Source organism: Streptomyces sp. RLA131, from assembly GCF_056270125.1.
The window spans coordinates 3,690,303-3,714,527 of sequence record NZ_JBWDOQ010000002.1; the positions used below are offsets into that span (position 1 = coordinate 3,690,303).

The following is a 24,225-nucleotide window of genomic DNA, read 5'->3' on the forward strand; positions in this document are numbered from 1 at the left end:
GCTTGCGACACTGGGCGCATGGGCGGGGCCGAGATCGTTCAGCGGTGGCGGGGCAGCGTGGTGGCGCTGCTGCGCGAGACGAGCCCGCCGCCACGCCCGTCCCCGTGGGCCTGGGCGGCCGACGCCATCCTCGCCTTCGTCCTGGGCGTCTGCACGGCGACCGCCGCCCTGCGGCAGGGTGACGCCGGCGTCGAGATGGTGCCCTTCCCGGCGGGCGGGGTGCCGGCGCCGCCGGAGCCGCCCCTGCCGGGCGACCTCGCACCGCAGTTGGCGGCCGTCCAGCCCTGGCAGGTGATGCTGGCCGTGCTGACCGCGCTTCCCCTGGTCGTACGCCGGCGGTGTCCCCTGACGGCGTTCTGGATGGTGATCGGCGCGACGCTGCTGTTCCATCAGCGCACGGCTCCCGGCAGCAACACCTCGCTGTACACGTTCGTCTCCTGCGTGATCGCCGCGTACAGCGCCGCCGTGTACAGCCCGTACCGGGTGCGCGCGATAGCGAGTCTGGTGGTGGGCGCCGCCCTGGTCGCCGACGCCCATGACACGAACGTCCCCTACATCACGTCCGGTTTCGTCCCCTTCCTCGCGCTGCTCGGGGGCGGGCTGGCGGCCAACACGATCCACACCTGGAAACTGCGCGTACGTACCCTCGAAGCGCAGCACAAGGCCGAGACCCGGCTCGCGGTCGACAGTGAACGCGCCCGGATCGCACGCGAGTTGCACGATGTCGTCACCCACAACGTCAGCGTGATGGTGATCCAGGCGGGCGCGGCCCGCAAGGTGATGGACGCCGCGCCCGACCGGGCCCGCGAGGCGCTGCTGGCCGTCGAGGCGGGCGGGCGCACCGCGATGGCCGAACTGCGCCATGTCATGGGCCTGCTCACCATGACCGGTGACGGCCCCGACCCGGCCGGCACCGCCGACCTGGCCCCGCAGCCGGGCCTGGGCCAACTGGCGGCCCTCACCGACCGGATACGCGACACCGGCGTCCCCGTCGAACTGACCGTCACCGGCACCCCGGCACCGCTTCCGGCCGGCGCCGACCTGGCCGCGTACCGCGTGGTGCAGGAGGCGCTGACCAACACCGTCAAGCACGCGGCGGGCGCCCTGGTGCAGGTCACCGTCGGCTACACCCCCGGCGCGGTACACGTCGAGGTGGCCGACACCGGCGGCACCCCGGCGGCCCCGGCCGGTTCCGGCGACGGCCGCGGCCTGATCGGCCTGCGCGAACGCCTCGCCGTCTACGGGGGCAGCCTCCAGGCCGGCAGGCGCCCCACCGGCGGCTATCGTGTCCGAGCCGTCATACCGGTCGAGGAGCAGTGATGAGCGGGAGCCGTACGGCCGAGCCGCCGCGCGTGGTGATCGCCGACGACCAGGCACTGGTCCGTACCGGCTTCGGCATGATCCTCGCCGCCGACGGAATCGAGGTGGTCGGCGAGGCCGCCGACGGCGACCAGGCCATTGACGCGGTCCGCCGCACCCGCCCCGACCTGGTGCTCATGGACATCCGGATGCCCGGCACCGACGGCCTCGAAGCCACCCGGCGCATTCTCTCCGGCACCGTGCCCGACCCGCCCCGCGTCATCATCCTGACCACCTTCGACCTCGACCGTTACGTCTACGCCGCCCTCACCGCCGGCGCCAGCGGCTTCCTCCTCAAGGACGTCACCCCCGAACACCTCGTGGCCGCCGTGCGCCTCGCCCGCTCCGGCGACGCCCTGCTCGCACCGGCCATCACCCGCCGCCTCATCGAACGCTTCGCCTCCCGCGACGACCGGGCCACCACCCTGCACCGCGACCTGTCCGCCCTCACCCCCCGCGAACTCGAAGTCCTCCAGTCCCTCGCCAAAGGCCTGAGCAACGCCGAACTCGCCGCGGGCTTCGGGCTGAGCGAGGCGACCGTGAAGACGCATGTGGCCCGCATCCTGGCCAAACTCCACCTGCGCGACCGCGCACAGGCCGTCGTCGTCGCCTACGAGACCGGCCTGATCACCCCCGGCGCGGGCACCCCACCCACCAGCCCCTGAGACCCCGCGCCCACGGACGGTCAGGGCACCAGGACGGTGCGCACGCCCGGGATTTCGGGCGTGGTCCACGCGGTTCCGGTGTCGGCGAGGGGTACCGCACGGGTGGTGACCGCGATGCCGCCGCCCTCGATCTCGTCGATGAGTGACGGCAGTTCGGCAAGGTACGCCCCGGTGGACACCGCGCCCTGGCCGTTGCCCTGCAGACGGAAGTTGGCCGAGCGCAGCGCCACCGACGGCAGTTCGACGGTCGGACCGGCCATGGAGCCGATCTGGATCCAGTTCAGGGCTCGGCCGCGGTCGGCGCGGGCCCGCAGCAGCGCCATGATCGCGTCACCGGCGGGCCTGCCCCACAGGTAGTCGACGACCAGGTCGACCTCGGCGGCGGCCTCGGCCAGCGACGCGGCGGTGGCGTCGGCGTCGTCGGTGAGCGCGACGGTCGCGTCGGCGCCGAGCCCCGGCAGGGTCGCGAGGCGGGTCAGGTCACGGCCGGCGCCGACGACCCGGCCGGCGCCCAGCCGCTTGGCGACCTGGACGGCCATCCGGCCGGCGTTGCCGGTCGCGCCGAGGATCAGCACCGACTGCCCGGACTCGATCGGGACGCGGCGGCGCAGCGCCACCCACGCCGACATGGCCGGGTTCATCGCCGCGGCGATCTTCACCACGTCCGCGCCGTCGGGCAGCACGACGCTGCGGCGGGTGTCGATGACGGTCCGGGTGGCCATCGGGCCGACGAGGTCGTCATCGGCGACGAAGTACACCAGCCGCCCGTCCTCGCGCCGGCCGACCCCGTCGACGCCGGGGACCATCGGCAGCTTGCCGGTGCTGGTGTAGTGGCTGCCCGACGCACCCGTACGCACCCGTGGATGCAGGCCCGTCGCGAGGACGTCGACGAGCGCCTGATCGGGGCCGGAGGGGGCCGGCAGGTCGAAGGGTCCGTAGCGGGGCGGGGCGTCGAACGAGCTGACCACGGCGGCGTGGATGTCCATGTGAAGGCTCCTCACAAATTGGTTCGTGCCACGTATTAATTTAGTTGGTGCCACGTACCTTCGCAAGTAGAATCGGGATATGACGTCGACCAACGGCACGCCACCCCCGCAGACACCGTCACCCGCCGGCGGGGACCACGACATGGTGGACGCCCTCGCCCAGCTGTCGTTCCTGGTGCACAACGCCCTGGCCGGGATCGCGGGGCGGCACGACCTGTCGATCATCCAGACGCGACTGCTCGGAGTGCTCCGGGACCGGGAGCCGACGATGAACGAACTCGGCCGGCATCTCGGCCTGGACAAGTCCTCGGTCAGCGGCCTGGTCGACCGCGCGCAGCGCCGCGGTCTGGTCACGCGCACCGTCAGCGCGACCGACCGCCGCGTGTTCCAGGTGTCCATCACCGACAGCGGCCGGCAGCTCGCCCAAGAGGTCGCCACCCGGTTCGGCGAGCGGATCGAGCTGGCCGTCGCGCCGCTGCCCGAGTCCGACCGGCAGCTGCTGACCCGGCTGGCGGCCCGGATAGTGGCCACCGACGCCCACCCCCACGGCATCGACCTGCGCACCACCACCCGCGACTGACCGGACCGCGTCCGGCACGGGACTCGGACCCGACGCACCTCGGAGGCCCTTCCGCCGATCACGACGGGAGGGCCTCCGGCATGCGCTGACCACAGGGCTTTGACAGGTTCGCGATCCGTACTCCATCATCAATCCACTAGTCGACTAGCTAAAGGGTGGTGATGGAGGTTGGAGTTCCGCATTGACCGGCGGGGCGGCGTCGCCGCCTATCAGCAGATCGTTCAGCAGACCAAGCAGGCGCTGCGGCTGGGCGTACTCATGCCCGGGGACCAGCTGCCGACGGCCAAGGAGGTCGCCGAGACCTGCGCGGTCAACCCGAACACGACGCTCAAGGCGTACCGCGAGCTGGAGCGGGAGGGCCTGGTCGAACCGCGACCGGGGCTGGGCACCTTCGTGCGCCAGTCGCTGGCCCGTCCGCAGACGGCGGCGGATTCACCGCTGCGCGGCGAGCTGGAGACATGGATGGACCGGGCCCGCGAAGCAGGTCTGGAGCAGGAGGACGTGACCGCGCTGGTCACGTCGGTGATGGAGGAGCGGTACGCCGGGACCAAGGCGGCCGCCGGGAACGAGGGACAGCGATGACGAGCAACAGGACGGGCCACGGCGACCCGGCGGACGAGTCCGCGATAGAAGCCCACGGGGTCGGCAGGAAGTACCGCCGGGGCTGGGCACTGCGGGACTGCTCCTTCCGGCTGCCGGCCGGGCGGATCTGCGGCCTGGTGGGCCCCAACGGCGCCGGCAAGACCACGCTGATGGCCATCGCCGCCAACCTGCTGGAGCCGACCACCGGCACCCTGCGGGTGTTCGGCGCGGCCCCGCAGTCCGCGCAGGCCAGCCGGCGCACCGCGTTCCTCGCCCAGGAGAAGCCGCTGTTCCGGCGCTTCACCGTCGCCGAGACCCTGCGCCTGGGCCGCGAACTGAACCCCGGCTGGGACCAGAAGGCCGCCGAGAACATCGTCCGCGCGGGCAATGTGCCCTTCGAGGCGAAGATCGGCACCCTCTCCGGCGGCCAGCGCACCCGGGTGGCCTTCGCCGTCGCCTTCGGCAAGCGTCCCGACCTGCTGCTCCTCGACGAGCCGATGTCCGACCTCGACCCGCTGGTGCGCCACGAGCTGATGGGCACCCTGCTGGCCGAGGCCGCCGAGCACGGCACCACCGTGCTGATGTCCACCCACATGCTCGCCGAGCTGGAGAACACCTGCGACTACCTGCTGGTCATCGCCGACGGCGGGCTGCGCATGGCCGGTGAGGTCGACGAACTCCTCACCGCCCACACCCTGCTCACCGGAGTCTGCTCCGACGGGCAGGCGCCCCCGGACCTCGCGCGCCACACCGTGATCGAAACCCGCACCAGCGGAAGGCAGTTCACGGCACTGATCCGCCCCGACGGACCGGTCAGCGGTCCCTGGCAGGCGGACTCCCCGAACCTGGAGGAACTCTTGCTCGCCTATCTGCGCTCCCCCCAGGCGCCGTCCCTGATCAGTCCCACCTCCCAGGTCGGCCCCCAGGCGGTGGCGGCATGAGCACCATGACCAGCACCGGCAGCCCCGCCCCCGCCGGCTCCGCCTCCGATTCCGGCCCCGCCTCCGCCGAACGCGGCCGCGGCCGCGGCCTGCGGCTCAGCGGCATGAACTGGCTCGTCTGGCGCCAGCACCGCGCCGCCTACTGGACCCTCCTGGCCGCCACCGCGGTGAGCGTCGCGGTGATCGTCTACGAACGCCACCAGATGCTGACGTACCTCGACGGATACGGCTGGCCTCACCTGAAGTCCGGCTGGGAGGAGAGGTTCAACCAGCGGCCGCTCGACACGGCCGCCCTGGCGCTCGGGTTCGCGCCCATCCTGCTCGGTGTCTTCCTGGGAGCGCCGCTGCTCGCCGGCGACCTGGAGACCGGCACCGCCAAACTGGTCAACGCCCAGTCCGCCAGCCGCGTCCGATGGCTCACCACCAAGCTCGGCGTGACCGCGCTCATGGTCGTGGTGTGCACCACGGCGGTCTCCGTCGCGTTCGCCTGGTGGTGGTCGCCGATCAGGACCTCGTCGTACATCCTCAGCTGGAACGAGGGCCCCGCCTTCGACAGCACCGGGCCCGTGCCCGCGGCGCTCTCCCTGCTCACCGTCGTCGGTGGCGTGGCGATCGGCATGCTGCTGCGCCGCACCCTGATGTCCATGGTCGTCACCTTCGGCTTCGCCGTCGCCGTGCAGCTGGTCTGGTCGCACTTCCGGATGTCGCTCGGGCACGTCCTGACCATCACCACCCACCACGGTGTCGGGTCCGAAGCCTTCCCGGCCCTGCCCGACGGCGCCTACGCCGTGGACCAGTCCTACCTCACCTCCTCCGGCGACCTCATCGGCTGGGGCAGCTGCGCCGAGGCGACGGACAAGGCCACGAACGCCTGCCTGGACAAGGCACACGTCGTCGGCTGGGCGGTCGACTACATCCCCATCTCCCAGATGTCCTCCATGCAGTGGTTCGGCGCCTCGGTGCTGCTCGCCCTGACCGCCGCCATCGCGGCGTTCGTCATCCTGTGGGGCCGTAAGCGCCTCGTGTGACCCGGACCGCCCACCGCACCGCACCGGGCGGACCCGTCCCGGGGCCGGAGTGGACAATGGCCGGAGTCCGACATCTTCCGTGGCCTTCTAGGAGTCCGGTCCGTGGGCGTACCCCTGCTGCAACTGAACGGCGTCAGCCGTACCTACGACCGGCGGGAGGTACTGCACCGCGTCGACCTCTCGCTCGACGCGGGCGAATGCGTCGCGCTGCTCGGCCACAACGGATCCGGCAAGTCCACGCTGCTGCGGATCGCCGCCGCCCGGGACACTCCGACCACCGGCACCGTCGTCTTCGACGGCCTGCCGATGAACGAGAACGATCCCCGGGTCCGTGCCCGGGTGGCCGTCGTCGGGGACACCGCCGCCTGCTACCCGGACCTGACCGTCCGGGAGCACCTCCAGCTGGTGGCGGTCGCGCACGGGGTGGCCGACGCCGAGGAGTGGATCGATCACGTACTCGCCGAGCGGCTGCTCGGCGAGCATGCCGGGGCGCTGCCCTCCGCACTGTCGTCGGGGCAGCTGCAGTCGCTGCTGCTCGCCTCCGCCCTCGTACGTCCGCGGGACCTGCTGCTGCTCGACGAGCCCGAACAGCGTCTTGACCCCGGAGCCCGGCAGCGGCTGGCCGAGCTGATCGGCTCGGAGACCGAGCAGGGGGTGGGCGTGCTGCTCGTCACCCACCACGCGGAACTCGCCCGCGCGGTCGCGGACCGGGCGCTGGTGCTGCGCGACGGCCGGCTCATCGCGGACGGCACGCCCGCCGAGGTGCTGACCGACACGGACTCCGCACACGTGTCCTGGCTCACCGGCTCCGACGGCGAGGCCAGGTGAGCACCGCCGGTCAGCCCGCCGGGGAACGGGCGGCCGACTGGTCCGTGGAGGAGGACGACTGGACCGACGAGGCGCTGCGGCTGCTGCGCGACCTGCGCGCACCGCACCGGCGCAGACGTGCCGGCCAGATCGGCTATGTCGTCTACTGCGTGCTGATCATCGCCGTCGTATGGGGAGTCCTGCCCACCATGGGCATGTTCCTGGAGACGTCGATGGGCGCCGACTACACCGGTCACGGCCCGGCGATCCTGTCGGCGATGCCCGCCGGGATCTGCGCGCTCGCGACGGGGTGCCTGCTGGTCGGCGCCCGTGACAGCCTGTGGCGCGGTCCCGTGGTGCCGCCGCGCGAAAGCATCGACTGGCTGCTCGCCCAACCGGTACGTGTCGGACGGATTCTGCGGCCGTGGTTCTGGCTGTCCTGCTCGGCCGCGCTGGGCCTGGGGGTGCTGACCGCCGCGATCGGCATGGCCACGCTGGGACTCACCGCCCGGGTCGGCCTGGTGGCGGGATTCGCCTGGTGCCTCACGGGCGCGGCCTGCCTGCCGCTGCTCGCGACGGCGCTCGGCGTCGCCGTCGAGAACAGCACCCGGGTGGCCGGGTGGGCGCGCTCGCTGACCCCGTACCTGTCCGTGGTGGTCCTCGCGCTCGCCGGACAGACCGCACTGGCCGCCGACGGCCACACCGTGCCCTGGCTGGAGCGGGCCGAGCTGTGGTCGGGCCCGTGGGGCTGGGCGGGGATCGCGGCGCTGTCCCCCACACCCGCCGCGGTGCCCGGCGGTCCTGTCGCCGCCGGTCTGCTGCTGGCGCTGACCTTCGGCTCCCTGACGCTCGCCCACCGCGCCGTGCGCCGCGGCCTCCCGCTCGACGCGGTACGGCAGCGGTCGCGTACCTCGTCCGGGGTCATGAACGCGCTGCTGACGGTCGAGCTGCGTACCGCGCGCCAGGTCGCGGCCGGGGCGACGGGCAGCGGCCGCCCCGCCCGGTTCCGCCTCCGGGCGCCGCGCCGGGCCGGCCTGGCGGTGCCGTGGCGTGACTGCCTGGCACTGCTGCGGACCCCCGTCCGTACGGTCAAGTGCGTGCTGCTCGCCGCGCTCTCCGTCCTGGGGGCGGCGCTGGCGGCCAACGCGCACGGGGGAACCGCGGTCGCCGCCACCCTCGCGGCGCTGGGCCTCGGATACCTGGCGGTCGCCCAACTCCTGGAATCCGCGCGCCTGGAGACCGACGACACCCGCCGCGGCTCGTGGGCGCCGTACCCCTTCGCGAACCTGATGATGCGTCATGCGATAGCACCGGGGGCGGTCGCCCTGCTGATCTCGTGCGCCGCCGCCGCGGTGGTCCTTCCGCTCGGCGGCGGCGCGCGGGCCGCACTCGCACCGCTGGCCGTACCCGTCCTGGTCGCGGCGGGCCTGGTCAACGCCTGCAGGGGGGCGACCAAACACCATCTGCTGATGTCCCCGGCGGCCCAGTCCCCCACCGGCAGCGCAGGCCCCGTGCTGTTCCTGGTCTGGTACGCGGCCGGGCCACTCGCCGCGATCGTACTGCTCACCGTCCCGTACCTACTGGCGCTGCACGCCGCGAACGCGGCGGCGACGACAGCGATGGCCTTCACCAGCGCGGTGGTCACCGGCGGGCTGCTGGGCTGGGCGTACGCCCGCGCCCGGCAGCTCACCGGCTGAGCGACCACCGGGTGAAGACAGGACGGAGGCTGTGACCGCCTCGTCCCGGCTCGACACGAACCGGTGCACACGTTCGACCTCTGAACCGTTTCGGACCCCGGTACGATCGGCGACTCGGCGCCGCCGGATATGTTCGGCAGCGCTCTCCTGAAAGGGCGCCAAACAGTGCAGGCTCCGCTGCCACGCCGGTCAAAGGGACCGTCGGCGATCGCCGCGGCGTCCGCCGGCGTCGCCGGGCCGGGTTCCAGGTCCCAGGACGGCTCCGGGCCCGCGCCGGAGCCCGAGGCCACGGCGCCGCCGATGTCCGCGGCGGCGGCCACGTTCGTGGCGGAGCTCGCCGTCGCCCCGCCGGACCGGGCGGCCGACGACACGGCCGAAGCCGCCCTTCACCCCCCGGCGGAACGGCGGTTACCCCGGGCAGCGCTGCTGGCCGGCGCCGCCGTGGCCGGGGCCGTGCTGATCGGCGGCGCCTTCCTCGTGGCCGGCGCCGGTGACACCCGGCCGTCGGCGTCGTTGCCGGGCACCGAACCGCACACCACCCGTGGTGACGGCCCGTACGAGAGCACACCGAGCCGACTCGGCCCGCCCCCGCCGTCCACCTCACCGTCGGCGGACAGCACGAGCGCGTCGCCGCAGTCACCGACCACGGGATCCGCCACGGACGGCGGTACCCGCACAGCCGCACCGGCCCAGCCGTCCGCCACCCCGGCCGTCGGCATCGGCGCCGACGCCGACGCCGACGGTACCCAGCGTGCCCACGCCGGGTCGGGCGGCAGCGATGACGGCACCTCCTGCACCGCCACCGCGGGCTCCGGCGCCATCACCGGCTACTCGGCCTGCAGGCCCTCCGGAACCGTCACCTTCCGGGCGACCTTCAAGACCCCGCAGAGCTACTATCACGTCTTCATCAACACCGACGGCGACACCACGACCGGTTACCAGCTCCCCTATCCGTCGCCCTCGGCCCTGGGCGCCGATTACATGATCGAGAACGGCTCCCTCTACCGGAGCAGGTCGACCGGCTGGAGCTGGACCGCGGCCGCGGCCGGTCCCACGATGACGGTCAGCGGCTCCACGCGGACCTGGACGCTGCCGCTGAGCGGCATCGGAGCACCGAGCGGCACCCAACGGGTGGAATTCAACGCCGGAAGCGACTACACCCCGGTGATCACCTTCAGCCCGAAGTAGCCGACCGCCCCGAACCGGCGGCGACCAGCCCTCGTCCTTTCGGCCGAGGACGGGGCTCGCAACCGGCCGTTGTGCCGAGGCGGCGGGGCGGGCACGGGAGGAGGCTCTGAGTACGACGGCCGGCAGGGACCGGCCGCAACGCGACCCGAGGAGCACCGCATGAAGCGCATCGTCATTGCCCTGGCCGTGGCCGCAGTACTGGCGGGAGGCGTCGTGGTGGCGTGGAACGCGATGGACAACTCGTCGGTCGCCACCGCGGGCGGAGCGGATCGCATGGTGTCGCGCACCGAGGTCGAGAAGCTGGCCAGGGAGAACTACGCCATCCCCTTCGTCCAGGACGGGCCGCAGTCCGTGAGCTGCCCGCGGGGGTTGCGCCCGAAGATGGACGACACCGTGGAGTGCACCGCTGTCTTCAAGGGTGAGAGCAGGACGATGCTGATCTCCGTGACCGGAGTGACGGGCGACAGGGTGAGCTTCGACTACGGCCTTACGAAGTAGGCCGGGGCGGCAAGAGACCGGGAAGTGGCGGGGAAGGGCGAGCAGCAGCCGGCCATCCGCCGGGCGGTGTGGTCGGCGACCGGATCAGCGGTCGCCGACCACACCGCAGCGCCACGCCCAGGCGGCGATCTCCACGCGGTTCCGGAGCTTCAACTTGGCCTGTACGGACGCCATATGGGTCTTGACGGTGGAGAGCGAGACAAAAAGCTCGCCGCAGATCTCCTGGTTGGTCCGCCCGTCGGCGACCAGCCGGACCACATCGAGTTCCCGTGCCGTCAGCGGACTGTCGGACGCCTCGGCCCGGGCGGCGGGCCGCTGTTCGCCGATCCGCTCCAGCAGCCGTACGGTCACGGCGGGTGAGACCAGCGCGTCGCCGCGCGCCGCCGCGCGTACGGCCTCCACCAGCAGCGCGGGGCCGGCGTCCTTCAGCAGGAACCCGCAGGCGCCGCCGTGCAGCGCCCCGTAGACGTAGTCGTCCTGGTCGAAGGTGGTCACGACCACCACGCGCAGCGGGTCGACGGCCTTCGGGCCCGCGAGCAGCCGGGTCACCTCCAGCCCGTCGAGTTTCGGCATCCGGATGTCGACCAGGCACACGTCGGGGCGCAGCTTCCTGGCCAGTTCCACGCACTCCGCGCCGTCGGCGGCCTCGCCCACGACCTCGATGCCGGGCTGGGTATGGAGAATCAACCGGAAGCCCGTGCGCACCATTTCCTGGTCGTCGGCGATCAGGACCCGGATACGTCTCGCTGATCCGCCGGCGTCGGTCATGCGGGTGATCCTGTCACAGCGCCGCGCAGCGGGAACTCCGCCGTCAGCCTCCAACCGCCGTCCTCGGCCCGGCTCGCGTGCAGAGTGCCGCCGACGGCTTCGGTGCGTTCGGTCAGCCCGACGAGGCCGAGGCCGCCACGTCCGCCGAGAGGTTCGGCGTTCTGCGCCGGCTGCCCCGGCGGTGGCGCGTTGTGCACCTCCACCCGAAGCCGCCGGGCATCCGCGTCCGGGCCCTCGTCCGACAGGCCGACCCGCACGGAGACGGACGGTGAACCCGACGCGTGGCGGCGTACGTTCGTCAGCCCCTCGCGCACGATGTTCCGCACGGAGGTCTCCACCTCGGGGTCGGGCCGCGCCTGCCGGGCCCCGGCCCCGACCAGGAGGGTGGCGGGGGCGTCGCGTTCGGAGAACGCGGCGACCAGTTCGCCCAGTTCGGCGAAGAGCTCCCCCGGCCGCACCGTCCGTGCGTCGTCCTCGCGCAGCACGCGGACCAGCTTGCGCATCGACTGGAGGGTCTCGGACCCGGCCTGCTCGATGCGGCGCAGCAGCGGGTCCACCTGCTCGGGCGCGCTTTCACGGATCGCCCGGGCGGCCTGGGCCTGGACCACGATGCCCGTGACGTGGTGGGCGACGAAGTCGTGCAGCTCGCGGGCGAGTTCGAGGCGTTCGCTCTGGCGGGTGTCGGCGACGGCGCGCCTTCTGCGGTCGTCGAGGCTGCGCAGATAGCAGCCGAGGGCGACGGCGCCGCCCGTGGGGAAGGTCAGGAGGAAGGAGAAGACGACGTTGCCGTCCTCGTTCAGCCGCATCGGTGCCGCGATCACGGCGACGCCCAGTGCGGTGCCGAGCATGGCGGCCTGCCAGGGCTCGGACACGTCCTTCGCCGTACGTACCAGCAGGAGCAGCAGACACAGCGTCTCCAGCAGGCCCCAGCCGGCGAACGTCGGTGCCACGGACGTGAGAAGGGCCAGCGTGATCGCCCAGGATACGAGCACCGCGGCGCCCGCGCCCCAGGTCAGTGCGGGAGGTCTGCCCGGCAGCAGCAACACGACGGCGGCCACGAGACCCGGGGCCGCCCTCCACCACACGCCGTTGCCTTCGAGTCCGGAGGTGGACTGGATGCCGGCCACATCGAGCACCCACAGCAGCGCCATGACCACCGCCAGCGCGGTGAGGGCGGTGCGGCGGGACAGCCGGGAAAGGGGAGTCTGATCATCTCGGTCTCGCACAACTGGCAGCGTAGGGGCGGCCCTTGTCGCACGGCCTCGGCCGAAAGAACGACGCGGTGGACATCTCCGTGCGGGCGGGCGAGTCCGTGGCCGTGAGGGGCCCCTCGGGGTCGGGCAAGTCGACGCTGCCGCACTGCCCGGCGGACAGGGCGCCCGGACAGCGGCCACCTACTGCTGGACGGTGGAGGCCTCGGCAACGGGCCCGGCGTCCGCGCGTCCGCGCGGCCGCCGGGCCCGTTCTCAGCAGGAGGTCAGGCTCTCGATGCCGACCGCGTCGGCCATCGCCTGCATCCCCTTGTCGTTGGGGTGCAGGTGATCTCCGTTGTCGAAGAGCGGAGAGATCCTTTCGTGGTCGTAGGGGTTCCGCAGGATCCCGTCGAAGTCGGTCACCGCGTCCAGCTCGCCGCTGTCCCGGACGAACCGGTTGACCTCAAGGCGTACGGACTCCGCTGCCGCGTCCCATTCGTACCAGCCCTTGAAGGGGGCGATGGTCGAGCCGACGACGCACTTGCCCGCCGCGTGTGCCTGCTCGATGATCTCCCGGTAGCCGTCGATCAGGTCCTGGGCCGTGACACCCGAGTGCGCCTTGATGTCGTTGACGCCCTCGAAGAGGAACACCGTGCGCACACCGGGATGGGAGAGCACATCGCGGCCAAGACGGTTCAGCGCGCTCTGCCCGGCGCCGTCCGCGAGCACCTTGTTCCCGGAGATTCCCTCGTTCGCGACACCCTTGACGGGGGTGTCCGCCCGCTGGAGCCGGCGGGAGAGGTAGTCGGGCCAGCGGCGGTCCAGGTCGGTGCTCGACTGCCAGCCGTCGGTGATGGAGTCGCCGAGGGCCACCAGCGAGCCGATCGCCGTGGACGTCTCCACATCGACGGCGTCCAGCCAGTACCAGGACCCCATCGGATCGGTCCAGTTGGCCGCCCCCTCCTCGGCGGCGTGGTCGCCCGCGGTCGCGTAGTTGGTCTGCATGGCCATGCTGTGACCGGTCGTCGGTCCCTGGGCGCCCGTCACGTACAGGCTGATGACCAGATCGCTCTGGGCGGCCAGCTTCCCGGGCAGTCGGTCGCTGAGCACGGTCTCGCCGGCCGGGACGGTGACGGACGCGGCACCTCCGAACGTCAGCCGCCGGTTGGAGCCCCGGACCAGCTCCGCACCCTGCTCGCGCAGCCCGGCGTACGCGCTCGCGAAGGTCACCGGGTGGTCGCCGAAGGCGTTGGACAGCCGGATACGCATGTTCGTGCCGCCCACGCTGGTGCGCACGATCAGCCGGTAGCTGCGATCGGCGGGGCCGGCGCCCTGCCGGTCGGCGCTCGCGCCCCAGGTGACCACGGAGTGCTTTGCCTTCGCGGCGACCGGGGTCGCCACGGTGCCGCCCGCCGGGGCCTGTGTCTGGGCCGCCGACGAGACCGTCATGGGCCCGCAGATCGCCATGAGCAGCATCGGGACGACGCCCACCGCGCGGCGCCGGTACGAGGCGGCGCTCATCCGAAGTTCCTCAGCGTGACGGACTCGCCGGGCTTGAGGCTGATCTTCCGCGAGGCGCCGCCCGCGACGACGGTCGTGTCACGGCCGCCGACGCTCTTCAGCGTCGCCCGGGTGACCTTGCCGTTCTTCCAGCCGACGTCGGCGACGAAGCCGCCCCGGACGCCCACGCCGGACACCGAGCCGGACGCCGCCCAGGCGGCGGGCAGCGCGGGCAGCAGCTCGACCCGTCCCGGCCGCGAGTAGACCAGCATCTCGATCATCGCCGCGGGGGTACCGAGGTTCGCGTCGATCTGGAAGATGCCCCGGCCCTGCTCCACCTGGTAGATGTCGAAGAGGTTGAACGCGGTGCCGTTGCTGCCGCCCTCCGACGGCTTCAGGTTGTTGACGACGAGCCGGTACGCCTTCTCCGCGTTCTTCAGCCTCGCCCAGCACAGGCTGCGCCATGCGTTGGCCCAGCCGAAGCTGTTCATGCCGCGCGCGGTGAGGAGGGCGGTCGCACCGTCGACGATGTCCTTGGGCGTGGAGTCGTCCGGACGGATCCGGTCGCCCGGGAAGAGCCCGATGAGCGGGGAGAGGTGGCGGTGCGTGGTCTCGCCGAGGTTGTCGGGGGACATCCACTCCTCCAGCCAGCCGGTCGTGGGGCTGACCACGGGCAGGTACAGCCGTTCACGCAGGCCGTCGACGGTCTTGCGGTAGGCGGTGTCCCTGCCGAGCACCTCGGTCGCGGTGCGGTAGTCGCCGAAGAGGTTCCACACCAGTTCCTGGGCGTACGTGATGCCCTTGGCGTCGAGCGGGCCCTGCTCCGGCGACCAGTCGCTGTCCGCGACCAGGACCTCGCGCTCGGCCCCGGACGCGTCGGTGACGGTCGTGGTGACGAGGCGGGCCTCCCAGAACTCCACGGCCCCCTTGAGCAGGGGGTAGATCTTCTTGAGGTAGGCGCGGTCCTGGGTGTACTCGTAGTGCCCGAACAGGCTCTGGCAGAGCCAGGCGTTGCCGGCCGGGTGCCACCACCAGCCGCCTCCGCCATAGGGGTTGGTGGAGACGGCCACGGTCCAGCCGGCGATCCTGCCGCTGGAGTTGCGGTACCTGTTGGCCGGGTCGTTGAACAGCCGCCGGGTGATGTCGGTCCAAGCGGGCAGCTGCGCGAGGCAGTAGTCCGTATAGGCGTCGAAGCAGTCGGACAGACCTGCCCGGTCGGCCATCCAGTAGTTCATCTGGATGTTGATGTCGGTGTGGTAGTCGGCCATCCAGTCCGGGTCGTTGCCGTCCAGCCACGGGCCCTGGAGGCCCATCGGCAGGCTGCCCCGCGATCCGGAGATCATCAGATAGCGGCCGAACTGCAGGTAGGCGGCTTCGAGTTCCGGGTCGGGGACATCGTCCCGGTGGCGCGCCCGCACCCGCTCCCAGGTGTCCAGTTCGCGCTGCGCGGCGGACGACGTGCCGAGGTCGATGTCCAGCTGTCCGAACACGGCACGGAAGTCGGCGACATGCGTGTGCAGCAGTGTGCGCTGCGATTGCCCGGCCGCGTCGAGGACCTTGGTCCTGGCGAGGCGCTGCGGGTCCAGGGACGGATCGCGGAACCCGGCGGCGGCGTCCGGCGCGTAGTCGGTGCCGCCGCTGACCACGACGGTGAGGTCCTCGCAGCCGCTGAACGATATCGACGTACCGTCGACACGGACCCTGCCGGTGCCGCTGCGGGCGGTGACGGCGGCGCCGTACTTCAGACCGTTCGCGAACGAGGCACCGAACGACGCGTACCGGCCGGCGCTGTTGGCGGTGGTGGACTCGCCGTGAGTGCCGGCGAGGGAGACGGTGCCGGTGTAGGAGCCGCCGCCCTGCTGGGAGAAGTACAGGACGATGACGTCGTCGGGGCGGCTGGCGAAGACCTGCCGCCGGTAGGTCACGCCGGAGATGTCGTACGAGGTGCTGACCAGCCCCTGGGCCAGGTCGAGGGTGCGGCGGTAGTCGTTGACGTTGCCCAGGTCGTGGTCGGGGATGGCGACGGTGAGCTCGGCCAGCAGGGTCAGGGAGCCGAAGTCGTCGCGGCCGTAGGGGAACTGGCCGTCGCTCTGCGGCTTGTCGTTGCGACCGCCGGTCCACAGGGTGGCGTCGGTGATCATCAGAAGCTCGTTGGAGGGATCGTTGCCCGCGAGTGCCCCGAGGCGCCCGTTGCCGACCGGCAGTCCCTGCTCGATCATCGAGCGGGAGGAGCCGGGAGCCTGCCACCACAACTGGTTCCTCGCGGCCTCGGCCGCGGACAGCATGGGCGACCCGGTGGGGCGCGCGGGGGCCGCCGAGGCGGTGAAGGCGGGCAGCCCGCCGAGCGCGGTGGCCGCGCCGACAGCGGAGGCGAGAGCGAGGAAGCCCCTTCGGCTGGGTCTGTCGCCGGGTGGTTCGGTGTGCTCGGTGTGCTCGGTGTGCTCGGTGTGCTGGATGTCCACGGTTGTGCACTCCCAATCCGGGGGAACGGCTCGTGCGGGGACGGCTCGTGCCGGTCAGACGGACTGCGGAACGACGATCCTGTCGATGTCGGGTGCGTATCCGCTGCCGCTGTCGAAGGTGATGGTGTTGGAGCCCGCCTTCAGCGCCAGCTGCACGCTGACGGTCTCGGCCGTGCCCCAGTCGCCCGTGGAGGGGAACTTCTGGCTGCTGCCGTTGCCGCTGTTGGAGGAGACCGTCACCGAGCGCGGGTCGCCGCTGACGTAGGCGATCCCGACGGTGTAGATCCCGTCCTTCCTCACCGTGACGTCGTTGATCCGCAGCTTGCCGCCGGAGTAGAGGTTGCCGACCTTCTTGCCGCCCGAGCAGGCGTCGCATCCGGCGACGGAGGCGTTGCCCGACAGGGTGTTGGCCGCGGCCTCGGCCTCGTAGCTCGTGGTCGCCAGGGTGCTGCCGCCGGGCGCGATCGTGAACAGCCGCGAGCCATGTGCGGGCAGCGCCTCGGTGATCTTGTCCTTGTGGGTCCCGAGGCTCGCCTTGTTCCACAGGTCGCGCACGGCGGCGTTGCCGGCGAAGCCCAGGGAGGCCCAGTGGGCGGTGACGGAGGCCGGCGAGTCGCCGAGGTTGAACAGGGCGACGGTGTAGCCGCCGTCGGAGTTCTTGGCGGCCCAGACCTGCTGGTCGCCGACCGTGGTGACCGGACGCGCCACGGGCGAGTCGCTCTGGTCGACCGCGATGACTTCCTTGTTGGTGAGCAGGGAGACGCCGTAACTGTCCAGCCTGGTGAGGTCGTCACCGGTGAACAGGGGCGACTTGTTGATGGCCCACAGCGTCAGGTAGCTCTGCCGCTCGGCCTTGGTGAGGCCGTCCATCTCTCCGTTGCCGACGTCGATGGCGTCGAGGTCGTTCCAGCCGCCGGGGCCTGCCTTGCTGCTCCACGCCGGGGCGTCGTCCCACCGGTCCTCGACCGAGTTCTCCCAGCTGACGAGGGTGTTGCAGTAGCACTCGACGTCGGTGTCGATGCGCCAGCCGTTGGAGTACCGCTTCCAGTCGGCGGCGTGGCCGATGTCGAGCGACCAGGAGAGTTCGAGGTGGATCGGGCGGCCGGCGGTGGCGATGGCCTGCTGCCAGGCGGCGACGTCGGCGACGTTGTCGTACTGGTCCCCGCTCTTGAAGGAGCCCGGGCCCACGCCGTCGAGCTTGAGGAAGTCGTAGCCCCAGTCGGCGAACTGCTGCGCCTGGGAGTCGATGTACTTCTGCGCGCAGGGGTTCGAGAAGTCGATCTTGTAGGCGCTGTCCCAGCCGTTGGTGGTGCGCAGGTCCGAGTAGACGATGTCGGCGGTGGTGCAGCCGGCGGCGCTCCGGACGGGCACCTTGCCGTCGCCGTACGCCCCCTTCTCCAGGCCGACGGGCAGGTAGATGCCGGCCTTGAGGCCCTTGGAGTGGATGTGGTCGACGACCGGCTTCATGCCGTGGGGGAACCGGACCGGGTCGGGCGTCTGCCGGCCGTACTCGTCGAAGCCGGGCTTCCAGTTCTTGTCCATCCACCAGCCGGCATCGATGTTGACGTACTCGTAGCCGTAGTTCTTGAGCTTGGCGGCGAGGGCGTCCGTCTGCTTCAGGACGTTCGCCTCGGTCAGATAGCTGTAGTCGCCGTCCGGGTTGAGGCCCGGGTACTTCGACGACTGCATGCTCCAGCTCGACCAGCCCATGTACGGCTTGGCGGCGATCGGAGCGGCCGCGGCGGGCGTGGCGGGCGTGGCGCTGCCGGCCTGGGCGGCCGGAACAGCTGTCGCGACGCCCGCGGTGAGGGCGAGGACGACCACGGCTCTGAGTGTGCGCCGGCCGGAGCGCAGGGCGGCTTCGGGCATGGTGGAGTACGAGGATGACCACATGGGTCGGACCTCCAGGGAAGGTGTCAGCGGGGACGGTCGGGACACGGGCGGAATCGGTACGGATGGCCGCGCATCGCTGCGTGACGGTCACGGATGGGGGCGTCTGTCAGCACTCGTCCGCCCGGATGAAGGACTGGATGGCGGTGGCCGCGGCCCCGCGCGCCCACTCCTCGAAGGGCAGGGGGCGGGTCTGTACGTCGCACCGCGCGGCCGAGCCGAAGGCGGCCTGGGCGAAGGCGCCGCGGATCTGCTCGGCGAAGAGGTCGTAGGCCGCCAGTCCCTCGCCGGAGATGATCACCCGCTCGGGACCGAGCAGATTGGCCACGGTCGCGATGCCGCGGCCGATCGCCTCCCCCGCCCGCGCGTACACCTCCCGGGCTCCGGGATCACCGTCATGGGCCAGGTCCAGGGCCTGGGCGGCATCGGCGACCGGTACGCCGGTCACCTCCCGGACCCTGCTGACGATCGCCGAGTCCCCGGCGATCGCCTCCACACAGCCCCGGTTGCCGCAGTGGCACAGGGGGCCGGCCGGGTCGATGGGGACGTGCCCGATCTCGCCGGCCACGCCGTGCGCTCCCGACACCACCTGCCCGTGCACCACGAGACCGCAGCCGATGCCGGCGCCGACGGTCACCACGGCGAAGTCGGACAGACCGACCCCGGCGCCGAACCACTGCTCGGCGACGGTCAGCGCCCGGACATCGTTGTCGACGGTGACGGGCAGCCCGGTCGTCATGCGGGCCAGTTCGGCGAGCGGTACGTCACGCCATTCGAGGAAGGGTGAGTAGCGCACCACGCCCGCCGCCGGGTCCACGTCACCGGAGACCGCGATGCCCAGCCCCTGGACCCGCACCCCGAAGCCGTCGGCCTCCGTCAGCAGCTCCTGCACCAGCCCCGCGGTCGAGGCCAGCACCGCCCTGGGGTCGCGTGCGGTGAGTGGCACATGCCGGGCGACCCTGATGCGGCAGCACAAGTCCGTGAGTACGCCGATGAGTTCGTCGCCCGTCATCTTGATCCCGATGAACAGCGCCCGTCCGCCGTCGACCAGCACCGGGTTGGCCGGCCTGCCGAGGGACGGCTGCCGCGCGTCCTCGTCGACGTCCTCCAGGAGGTAGCCGGCCTCGATCAGGGGCCGGACCGCCTTGGTGACCGCCGCGGCGGACAGCCGGGTCCGCCGCGCTATCTCCGACCGCGTGAGCGGGCCGTGGGACAGCACGGTGGTGAAGATCTGGGAAGCGGCCGGCGTGTGGGCGGGGAAGGCCTCGGTTCGGCTGGTCGAGCGCATGGCCGGAACCTAAGTCCCTTATTTTCCGCTGTCAATGAAAGAAGCAGAATTATCTTCAGGACCTCCTCCAGTGGGCCAGCAGCCTACGAAAGACAGACAGACAGCGGGTGTTGACACCTGATCAGAGGCTGGGGTTGGCTGTCGCTCGTCTCGCCGCGCCACCGGAACGGGAGGATCACCGTGCTCCGATCGACGGTTGCGTGGGCTCATGGCCGCGATCGTCGCCGGACCCGGGCCGGATGTGAGACCCGTAGGGGCCCGGACGGGGACGTGCATGCCCGAGCACGGCGCGCGTAGCACCCGTCGCCCTGGGCAACCGGCCTGTGCAAAAACGTTTCTTGCGAAAACTTTGCCCTCTCCTTGTCCCCCGCAGTCCGCCCACGCGCAACTCTGACGGGAGCCAAGACTTGACGGCGGCATGCACTTTGGCGATCGAACTGCCTGACGAAGTCGTCTTGTTACTCCAGTTCATCGGCATCAACTGGCCGAACGTGAACGAGGACAAGGTCCGCGAATTCGCCACGCACGTACGCGACTTCGCCTCCAAGGTGGACGGGACCCACCAGGACTCCACGGCCACCATCACGAAGATGGCCGACGTCTACCAGGGCGCCTCCTACGACGCCCTGCTGACCACGTGGGGGCAGATGTCCTCCACCCACATGTCCGATCTGGTCACCGCATGCGGCACGGTGGCCACCGCACTGGACGCCGCCGCCGATGTCATCGTCGCCATGAAGGGCGCCGCCATCGCCGAACTCATCGTCCTGGCAGCCTCGTTCGTGGCCGACCAGGCGGCCGCCGTCGCCACCCTCGGACTGGCCGAGGCCGCCGAGGCGCTGATCGTGGAGGCGGCCGAGAAGGCCGTCGACTACCTCGAACAGCAGCTGGAGCAGTACATCATCGGCGAGGTCATCGAAGCCGCCGTCAACCCGCTGGTCGAGGTCGTAGGCCGAACGGTGAACGGCCTGATGTTCCAGGCCGCCCGGTCCGCGCTCGGCGTCCCCGCCGACGGCGGCGCGGACGCAGCCGGGTTCGGGACCGGCTTCTCCATCCACCCTGCGGAGATCCATGCCCGCGCGGAGCTGATGCACGGCCACGCCGAGACGGTCGCCGCCCACGCCGCGGAGTTCCACGCCAAGGCATCGGGGTTGAGCTTCGAATGACCAACAAGATCACCCAGGCGCTGGAGCACGGCGCGGGCAAACTGGCCAAAGCCCTCGGCAAGGACGCCGGAGAGGCCGTCAAGGGCCTCTACCACGACACGGGCAAGCGGCTGAAGCGGGTCGCCGACAATCATGTGGAGAATGACGCCAAGCACGCGGCGGAACTGGAGAACATCGCCAAGCGTCCCCGGCTCCAGGAACAGCACGTTTACCACATGGCCGATGACGGCACCATTCGGCGGCTGAACCCCGACCGCTCCCACTCCGACCTGACGGACGAGGACAGGGCGAGGCTCGGACTCGACAGTACGTCGCTGGGACGCCCGGTCAGAGGCGAACAGAACGCCAAACTCAAGAACAAGCAGGAAGGGCGGACCGATCCACGGCCGCAGGCGTCGTCCCAGGAGGTTCCCCTGGGCAGCAACGACCTTTCCCGCGCCACCCAGCTCGCCCGTCACGCGGACAACAGTTACGGGACTCGGAACGCTGACGGGACATTTACGAGCAACAACTACGCGGCCGCGAGAGTCCGCAGCGCCGACGGTAGCGGAGACTTCGTTCTCGTGGCCCGCAGCAACGGACGCCGGCATTCGGAACGAATGATCGGAACACCTTTTCTGAGAGAGGGGGAGCCGAGCCGAATACGTGAACTCTATACAGAACGAGAACCCTGCAGCGACGGAGCGAACTGTAGTTCCTGGATGGCGGAGAGATTCCCGGAAACACAGGTGAGCCATAGCATCGAGTACGGCGACAAAGAATCAAGGGAGCGCGGGAACGCCGCCATGAGATCTTACCTTGACCAGCTTCAACTGAGTAGATAAAATGCCGCAGATTATCTGACCATGACAGGACCGGAGCGTATGAGCAGCCCCCTCAACCGCGACATGCTCGAGAGCGTATTCGAGCCGAATGAACTGGTCACATCGCCGGAGAGCATTCTCGGACCTGTGACGAACGCAGATGCCAGGGAAGTGCTGCGAGCGCTGGGAATTCCGGTCTGGGAAAACCCGTGGTTCGACTTGGACGCCGGGATCGGCGAGCGACTGGAACCGGCCGAGGAATGGGCCGGGGAACTCTCCGACCGTTTCGACCATGTCCCGCCCGGATCGGACGGCTGGATCGGCCTTGGGCTCTTCCCCTACGACGATATCGCGTTCGACCCGGACAGCGGGAAGGTCTACTGCCTGCCTCAGGATGATGAGATCTACCTGGTGAACAGCAGCCTGCGATCCTTTGTCCACTTCCTGTACCTTCTCAAGGCCGAGAGCCCGAACTACGATTGGGAATCCAACGGAACGGCCGAACTCGAAGCCACACGTCTGCGTATTCGGGAGACGATGGCCTCCGTTGATCCGGACGCCCTGGAAAACCAGAATTCCTGCTGGACCGAGGTTCTCACGTATATCGTGGATCCCGAACACCACTATTGAACTTGAACTCGTGATGTCGGCCTGACCTCGGGTGTCGGCCGACATCAATCAACTTGCAGTAGCTGACTCGGGTTACCAGGCGGGGCGCTTGTCCTGACGGTCCGTCGAGAAGCCGGTGGGCACGGTCGCTTCGGTCCGCAACAGCAGGCCCGGGTCGGGCGGAAATTCATCGGTTGTCGGCGCTGGGCCGTGCAGGCGCCTATGGCCCGGGACCGGCAATTCGACCAGCACACCGTCGCGCATCATCCACAGCCCGAAGCAGTCATCTTCCTCGTCATGGATCAGCACCTGCACGCTCGCCGGATACGGCCACGCCAGGGATTCCAAGTGCCGCAGCAGACCTGACCGCGGACGCACGCGGTTGAACTCGATCATCCACCCGTCAACAAACATGTCCAGCCGCTCGAAGTGGCCCCGCCAGCTGCGCGAGTCATCCGGCCGTGTCAGTGGCTCCATCACATCGTCCGCGTACGGCGCCAGCACGATGACCTGCGCAATTCTGCTCATGCCGAAGTATCAGCGCACTCCATGGGCCGGTGGCAATCGAATTCCGAGGCGACGGGCGAGGGAGAAGACCCGCCTGGGCAGCGGCAGCACCCAGTAAGCCGACGGGACCACATCCGCGAAGCCGATCACTTGCTGAGGGTCAGGCCCGTGCCGGCCAGGCAGCCGTCGATGACCTCCGGCCGGTACTGAAGCATCTTGAGCTTGCGTTTCACGGCGCGGGTGATCTGACTGAGGTCCGCAGCGGCAAGGTTGCCGATGTCGCGTTTGACCAGCGACCAGATGCCCTCCTGCGGGTTCAGGTCCGGGGCATACGTCGGCAGCTGGAAGACGGTGAGCCAGTCGGCATTGGCCTCGAAGAACTCCCGCAACGGCGCGACCAGATGCATGCGCAGGTTGTCCCACACGAGGACGATCGGGCCGCCCAACTGCGTGCGGGCGCGGAGAATCAGGTCGCGGTAGTCCTTCCAGCCGAAGCCCTTCGGTTCGTCCTTGCGGCCCCGGTACTCACGGATCGCGTAGATCAGCCGGGACCGCTCACCGGGCTTGTAGCAGGTCATGCCCGCCATCGACACCCGGCCCGAGCCACGTCCACGCACGCGGACAACTGGGGTACTGCCTTGGCGGCCCCAGGTCCTGGCACGCGGCGGCGTCATCGACTGGCCGGCTTCGTCCTCGAAGACCACCCAGGCGCTGTTCGCCGCCGCGGTGCTCTTACCCGCGGCCAGACCTCCCGCTTCCACAGCTCCACCGCGTCGCCATCGCGCTCGATCGCGCGCCGAGCAGGCTGCTGCCAGGACCAGCCGTGCCTCCTCAGCAGCCGCCACGTGCCCTCCACGGTGTACGAGACGTGGAACAGCCGGCCGATCATCGTCTTCACCCGGGCCAGCGTCCACCGCTGATCGGTCCACCCATGGGCCAGCGGGCCACGCTCCAACTCCCGCTCCAGCCTGGCCATCTGCGTCTCCGACAGGCGAGGCCGCCCCGGCGATCCCTTCGACGCCACACCGGCCAGGCCCTCCTCGCGCCACTGGCGCCGCCAGCGTTCCACCGACCGCTCCGAGACCCGCAACGCGGCAGCAATCTCCCGATTCTTCTCCCTGCCCTCGAAGCACGCCACGGCCTGGACCCGGACCCGCTCCCGCGCGGCCCTCTCGGCGTCGGTCAAGCCACCACCCTGCGGATATCTCACCTCACCAGGGCTACCGAGCCCACCTGCACGCTGTCCGGCGAACAGCCCGACATCACCCGATCAAGTTCAGTACTGACAGGAAGAGCACATGGGCACCTCTTTCGATCTCAGTCACGAAATGATGGAGGCCGTATTCGCGCCGGATGAACTGGTCACCGTCCCCGAGCGCGACCTCGTGGCCGTGCCGGATGATCGCCTACGACAGCATCGTGCTCGACCCGTACACCGGCAGGGTCCACTGCCTGCCGCAGGACGGGGAGATCTACCTGTTCAACAGCAAGCTCCGGTACTTCGTGCACTTCCTGTACGTACTCCAGGCCGAGCGCCCGCATTTCGACGTCGAATGGGAAGGCGACGACGACCTCTTCGACCCCGAGGGCGCCCGGGCCCGTACCGAGGCGGCGATGCGGGCCGTCGACCCGGCCGCGCTGGAAAACCCGGGATCCCGCTGGTTCGATGTCCTCACATCCATCGTGGACCCTGAGTCCGACTACTGAT

At 70.5% G+C, this 24,225-nt stretch carries 23 protein-coding genes; 14 read left to right on the forward strand and 9 right to left on the reverse strand.

The features are described 5' to 3' along the window. Window positions 1-18: 18 nt before the first annotated feature. Together RWE79_RS17655 and RWE79_RS17660 are read left to right on the forward strand one after the other, a co-directional pair. A complete protein-coding gene (locus tag RWE79_RS17655; protein WP_475941041.1) occupies window positions 19-1,320 on the forward strand; it encodes a sensor histidine kinase in 1,302 nt (433 codons plus the stop codon). Next, entirely contained in the window at window positions 1,320-2,024 is a 705-nt protein-coding gene (locus tag RWE79_RS17660) for a response regulator (protein ID WP_475941042.1), read from the forward strand. The genes RWE79_RS17655 and RWE79_RS17660 overlap by 1 nt, the downstream gene beginning before the upstream one ends. Window positions 2,025-2,044: 20 nt before the next feature. Here the strand turns inward: RWE79_RS17660 and RWE79_RS17665 are convergent, their stop codons facing one another. Continuing rightward, a complete protein-coding gene (locus RWE79_RS17665) occupies window positions 2,045-3,010 on the reverse strand; it encodes a quinone oxidoreductase family protein (protein WP_475941043.1) in 966 nt (321 codons plus the stop codon). A gap of 79 nt (window positions 3,011-3,089) precedes the next feature. On the opposite strand from RWE79_RS17665, the gene RWE79_RS17670 reads away from it, so the two are divergent. From RWE79_RS17670 to RWE79_RS17705, 8 genes are all read left to right on the forward strand, one after another. Continuing rightward, window positions 3,090-3,590 carry a MarR family winged helix-turn-helix transcriptional regulator gene (locus RWE79_RS17670; RefSeq protein ID WP_475941044.1) on the forward strand — a complete coding sequence of 167 codons (501 nt, stop codon included), beginning with the start codon at window positions 3,090-3,092 and terminating at the stop codon, window positions 3,588-3,590. 168 nt (window positions 3,591-3,758) lie between these two features. Then, complete coding sequence (locus RWE79_RS17675; RefSeq protein ID WP_475941045.1) at window positions 3,759-4,172, forward strand: GntR family transcriptional regulator; 414 nt, start codon at window positions 3,759-3,761, stop codon at window positions 4,170-4,172. Next, window positions 4,169-5,113, forward strand: a complete 945-nt coding sequence (locus RWE79_RS17680; protein WP_475941046.1) for an ABC transporter ATP-binding protein — start codon at window positions 4,169-4,171, stop codon at window positions 5,111-5,113. Before RWE79_RS17675 ends, RWE79_RS17680 begins: the two co-directional genes overlap by 4 nt. Further along, on the forward strand, window positions 5,110-6,141 hold the full coding sequence (locus tag RWE79_RS17685; RefSeq protein WP_475941047.1) for an ABC transporter: 1,032 nt from the start codon (window positions 5,110-5,112) through the stop codon (window positions 6,139-6,141). The genes RWE79_RS17680 and RWE79_RS17685 overlap by 4 nt, the downstream gene beginning before the upstream one ends. Before the next feature lie 102 nt (window positions 6,142-6,243). Continuing rightward, the gene (locus RWE79_RS17690) at window positions 6,244-6,969 is read left to right on the forward strand and encodes an ABC transporter ATP-binding protein (RefSeq protein ID WP_475941048.1); all 726 of its coding nucleotides are present in this window, start codon (window positions 6,244-6,246) and stop codon (window positions 6,967-6,969) included. Beyond that, window positions 6,966-8,645, forward strand: coding sequence for a hypothetical protein (locus RWE79_RS17695; RefSeq protein ID WP_475941049.1), 1,680 nt, complete (start codon window positions 6,966-6,968; stop codon window positions 8,643-8,645). The genes RWE79_RS17690 and RWE79_RS17695 overlap by 4 nt, the downstream gene beginning before the upstream one ends. 300 nt (window positions 8,646-8,945) lie before the next feature. Further along, window positions 8,946-9,833 (forward strand): hypothetical protein, encoded by an 888-nt coding sequence (locus RWE79_RS17700; RefSeq protein ID WP_475941050.1) that lies wholly within the window; start codon window positions 8,946-8,948, stop codon window positions 9,831-9,833. 159 nt (window positions 9,834-9,992) lie between these two features. Continuing rightward, window positions 9,993-10,331, forward strand: coding sequence for a DUF4333 domain-containing protein (locus RWE79_RS17705; protein ID WP_475941051.1), 339 nt, complete (start codon window positions 9,993-9,995; stop codon window positions 10,329-10,331). An 84-nt stretch (window positions 10,332-10,415) separates the two neighbouring features. On the opposite strand, the gene RWE79_RS17710 is transcribed toward RWE79_RS17705, so the two are convergent. The 6 genes from RWE79_RS17710 to RWE79_RS17735 form a co-directional block, all read right to left on the reverse strand. Beyond that, window positions 10,416-11,099, reverse strand: coding sequence for a response regulator (locus tag RWE79_RS17710; protein WP_475941052.1), 684 nt, complete (start codon window positions 11,097-11,099; stop codon window positions 10,416-10,418). Beyond that, window positions 11,096-12,325 carry a sensor histidine kinase gene (locus tag RWE79_RS17715; protein ID WP_475941053.1) on the reverse strand — a complete coding sequence of 410 codons (1,230 nt, stop codon included), beginning with the start codon at window positions 12,323-12,325 and terminating at the stop codon, window positions 11,096-11,098. Before RWE79_RS17715 ends, RWE79_RS17710 begins: the two co-directional genes overlap by 4 nt. Before the next feature lie 240 nt (window positions 12,326-12,565). After that, window positions 12,566-13,813 (reverse strand): SGNH/GDSL hydrolase family protein, encoded by a 1,248-nt coding sequence (locus RWE79_RS17720; protein WP_475941054.1) that lies wholly within the window; start codon window positions 13,811-13,813, stop codon window positions 12,566-12,568. After that, window positions 13,810-16,248 carry a glycosyl hydrolase family 95 catalytic domain-containing protein gene (locus RWE79_RS17725; protein WP_475945894.1) on the reverse strand — a complete coding sequence of 813 codons (2,439 nt, stop codon included), beginning with the start codon at window positions 16,246-16,248 and terminating at the stop codon, window positions 13,810-13,812. Before RWE79_RS17725 ends, RWE79_RS17720 begins: the two co-directional genes overlap by 4 nt. 60 nt (window positions 16,249-16,308) lie before the next feature. Beyond that, the gene (locus RWE79_RS17730; RefSeq protein WP_475941055.1) at window positions 16,309-18,147 is read right to left on the reverse strand and encodes an alpha-galactosidase D; all 1,839 of its coding nucleotides are present in this window, start codon (window positions 18,145-18,147) and stop codon (window positions 16,309-16,311) included. A 106-nt stretch (window positions 18,148-18,253) separates the two neighbouring features. Next, on the reverse strand, window positions 18,254-19,432 hold the full coding sequence (locus tag RWE79_RS17735; RefSeq protein WP_475941056.1) for an ROK family protein: 1,179 nt from the start codon (window positions 19,430-19,432) through the stop codon (window positions 18,254-18,256). A 455-nt stretch (window positions 19,433-19,887) separates the two neighbouring features. Between RWE79_RS17735 and RWE79_RS17740 the strand changes: the two genes are divergently transcribed. The 3 genes from RWE79_RS17740 to RWE79_RS17750 are packed head-to-tail and all read left to right on the forward strand — an operon-like array spanning window position 19,888 to window position 22,031. Further along, window positions 19,888-20,598: a WXG100-like domain-containing protein gene (locus tag RWE79_RS17740; protein WP_475941057.1), complete on the forward strand. Its 711-nt coding sequence runs from the start codon at window positions 19,888-19,890 to the stop codon at window positions 20,596-20,598. After that, entirely contained in the window at window positions 20,595-21,422 is an 828-nt protein-coding gene (locus tag RWE79_RS17745; protein WP_475941058.1) for a nucleic acid/nucleotide deaminase domain-containing protein, read from the forward strand. The genes RWE79_RS17740 and RWE79_RS17745 overlap by 4 nt, the downstream gene beginning before the upstream one ends. Window positions 21,423-21,461: 39 nt before the next feature. Then, on the forward strand, window positions 21,462-22,031 hold the full coding sequence (locus RWE79_RS17750; RefSeq protein WP_475941059.1) for an SUKH-4 family immunity protein: 570 nt from the start codon (window positions 21,462-21,464) through the stop codon (window positions 22,029-22,031). Between the two features lie 72 nt (window positions 22,032-22,103). Here RWE79_RS17750 and RWE79_RS17755 read toward each other — a convergent pair whose 3' ends face one another. Further along, complete coding sequence (locus tag RWE79_RS17755) at window positions 22,104-22,538, reverse strand: hypothetical protein (protein ID WP_475938094.1); 435 nt, start codon at window positions 22,536-22,538, stop codon at window positions 22,104-22,106. A 125-nt stretch (window positions 22,539-22,663) separates the two neighbouring features. Next, a protein-coding gene (locus tag RWE79_RS17760; protein ID WP_475938095.1) for an IS630 family transposase occupies window positions 22,664-23,727 on the reverse strand; the annotation gives its coding sequence in 2 pieces (ribosomal slippage) (window positions 22,664-23,260 and window positions 23,263-23,727; 1,062 coding nt in all). A 143-nt stretch (window positions 23,728-23,870) separates the two neighbouring features. Between RWE79_RS17760 and RWE79_RS17765 the strand changes: the two genes are divergently transcribed. Next, window positions 23,871-24,224: an SUKH-4 family immunity protein gene (locus RWE79_RS17765; protein ID WP_475941060.1), complete on the forward strand. Its 354-nt coding sequence runs from the start codon at window positions 23,871-23,873 to the stop codon at window positions 24,222-24,224. The last annotated feature ends 1 nt before the right edge of the window (window position 24,225 follow it).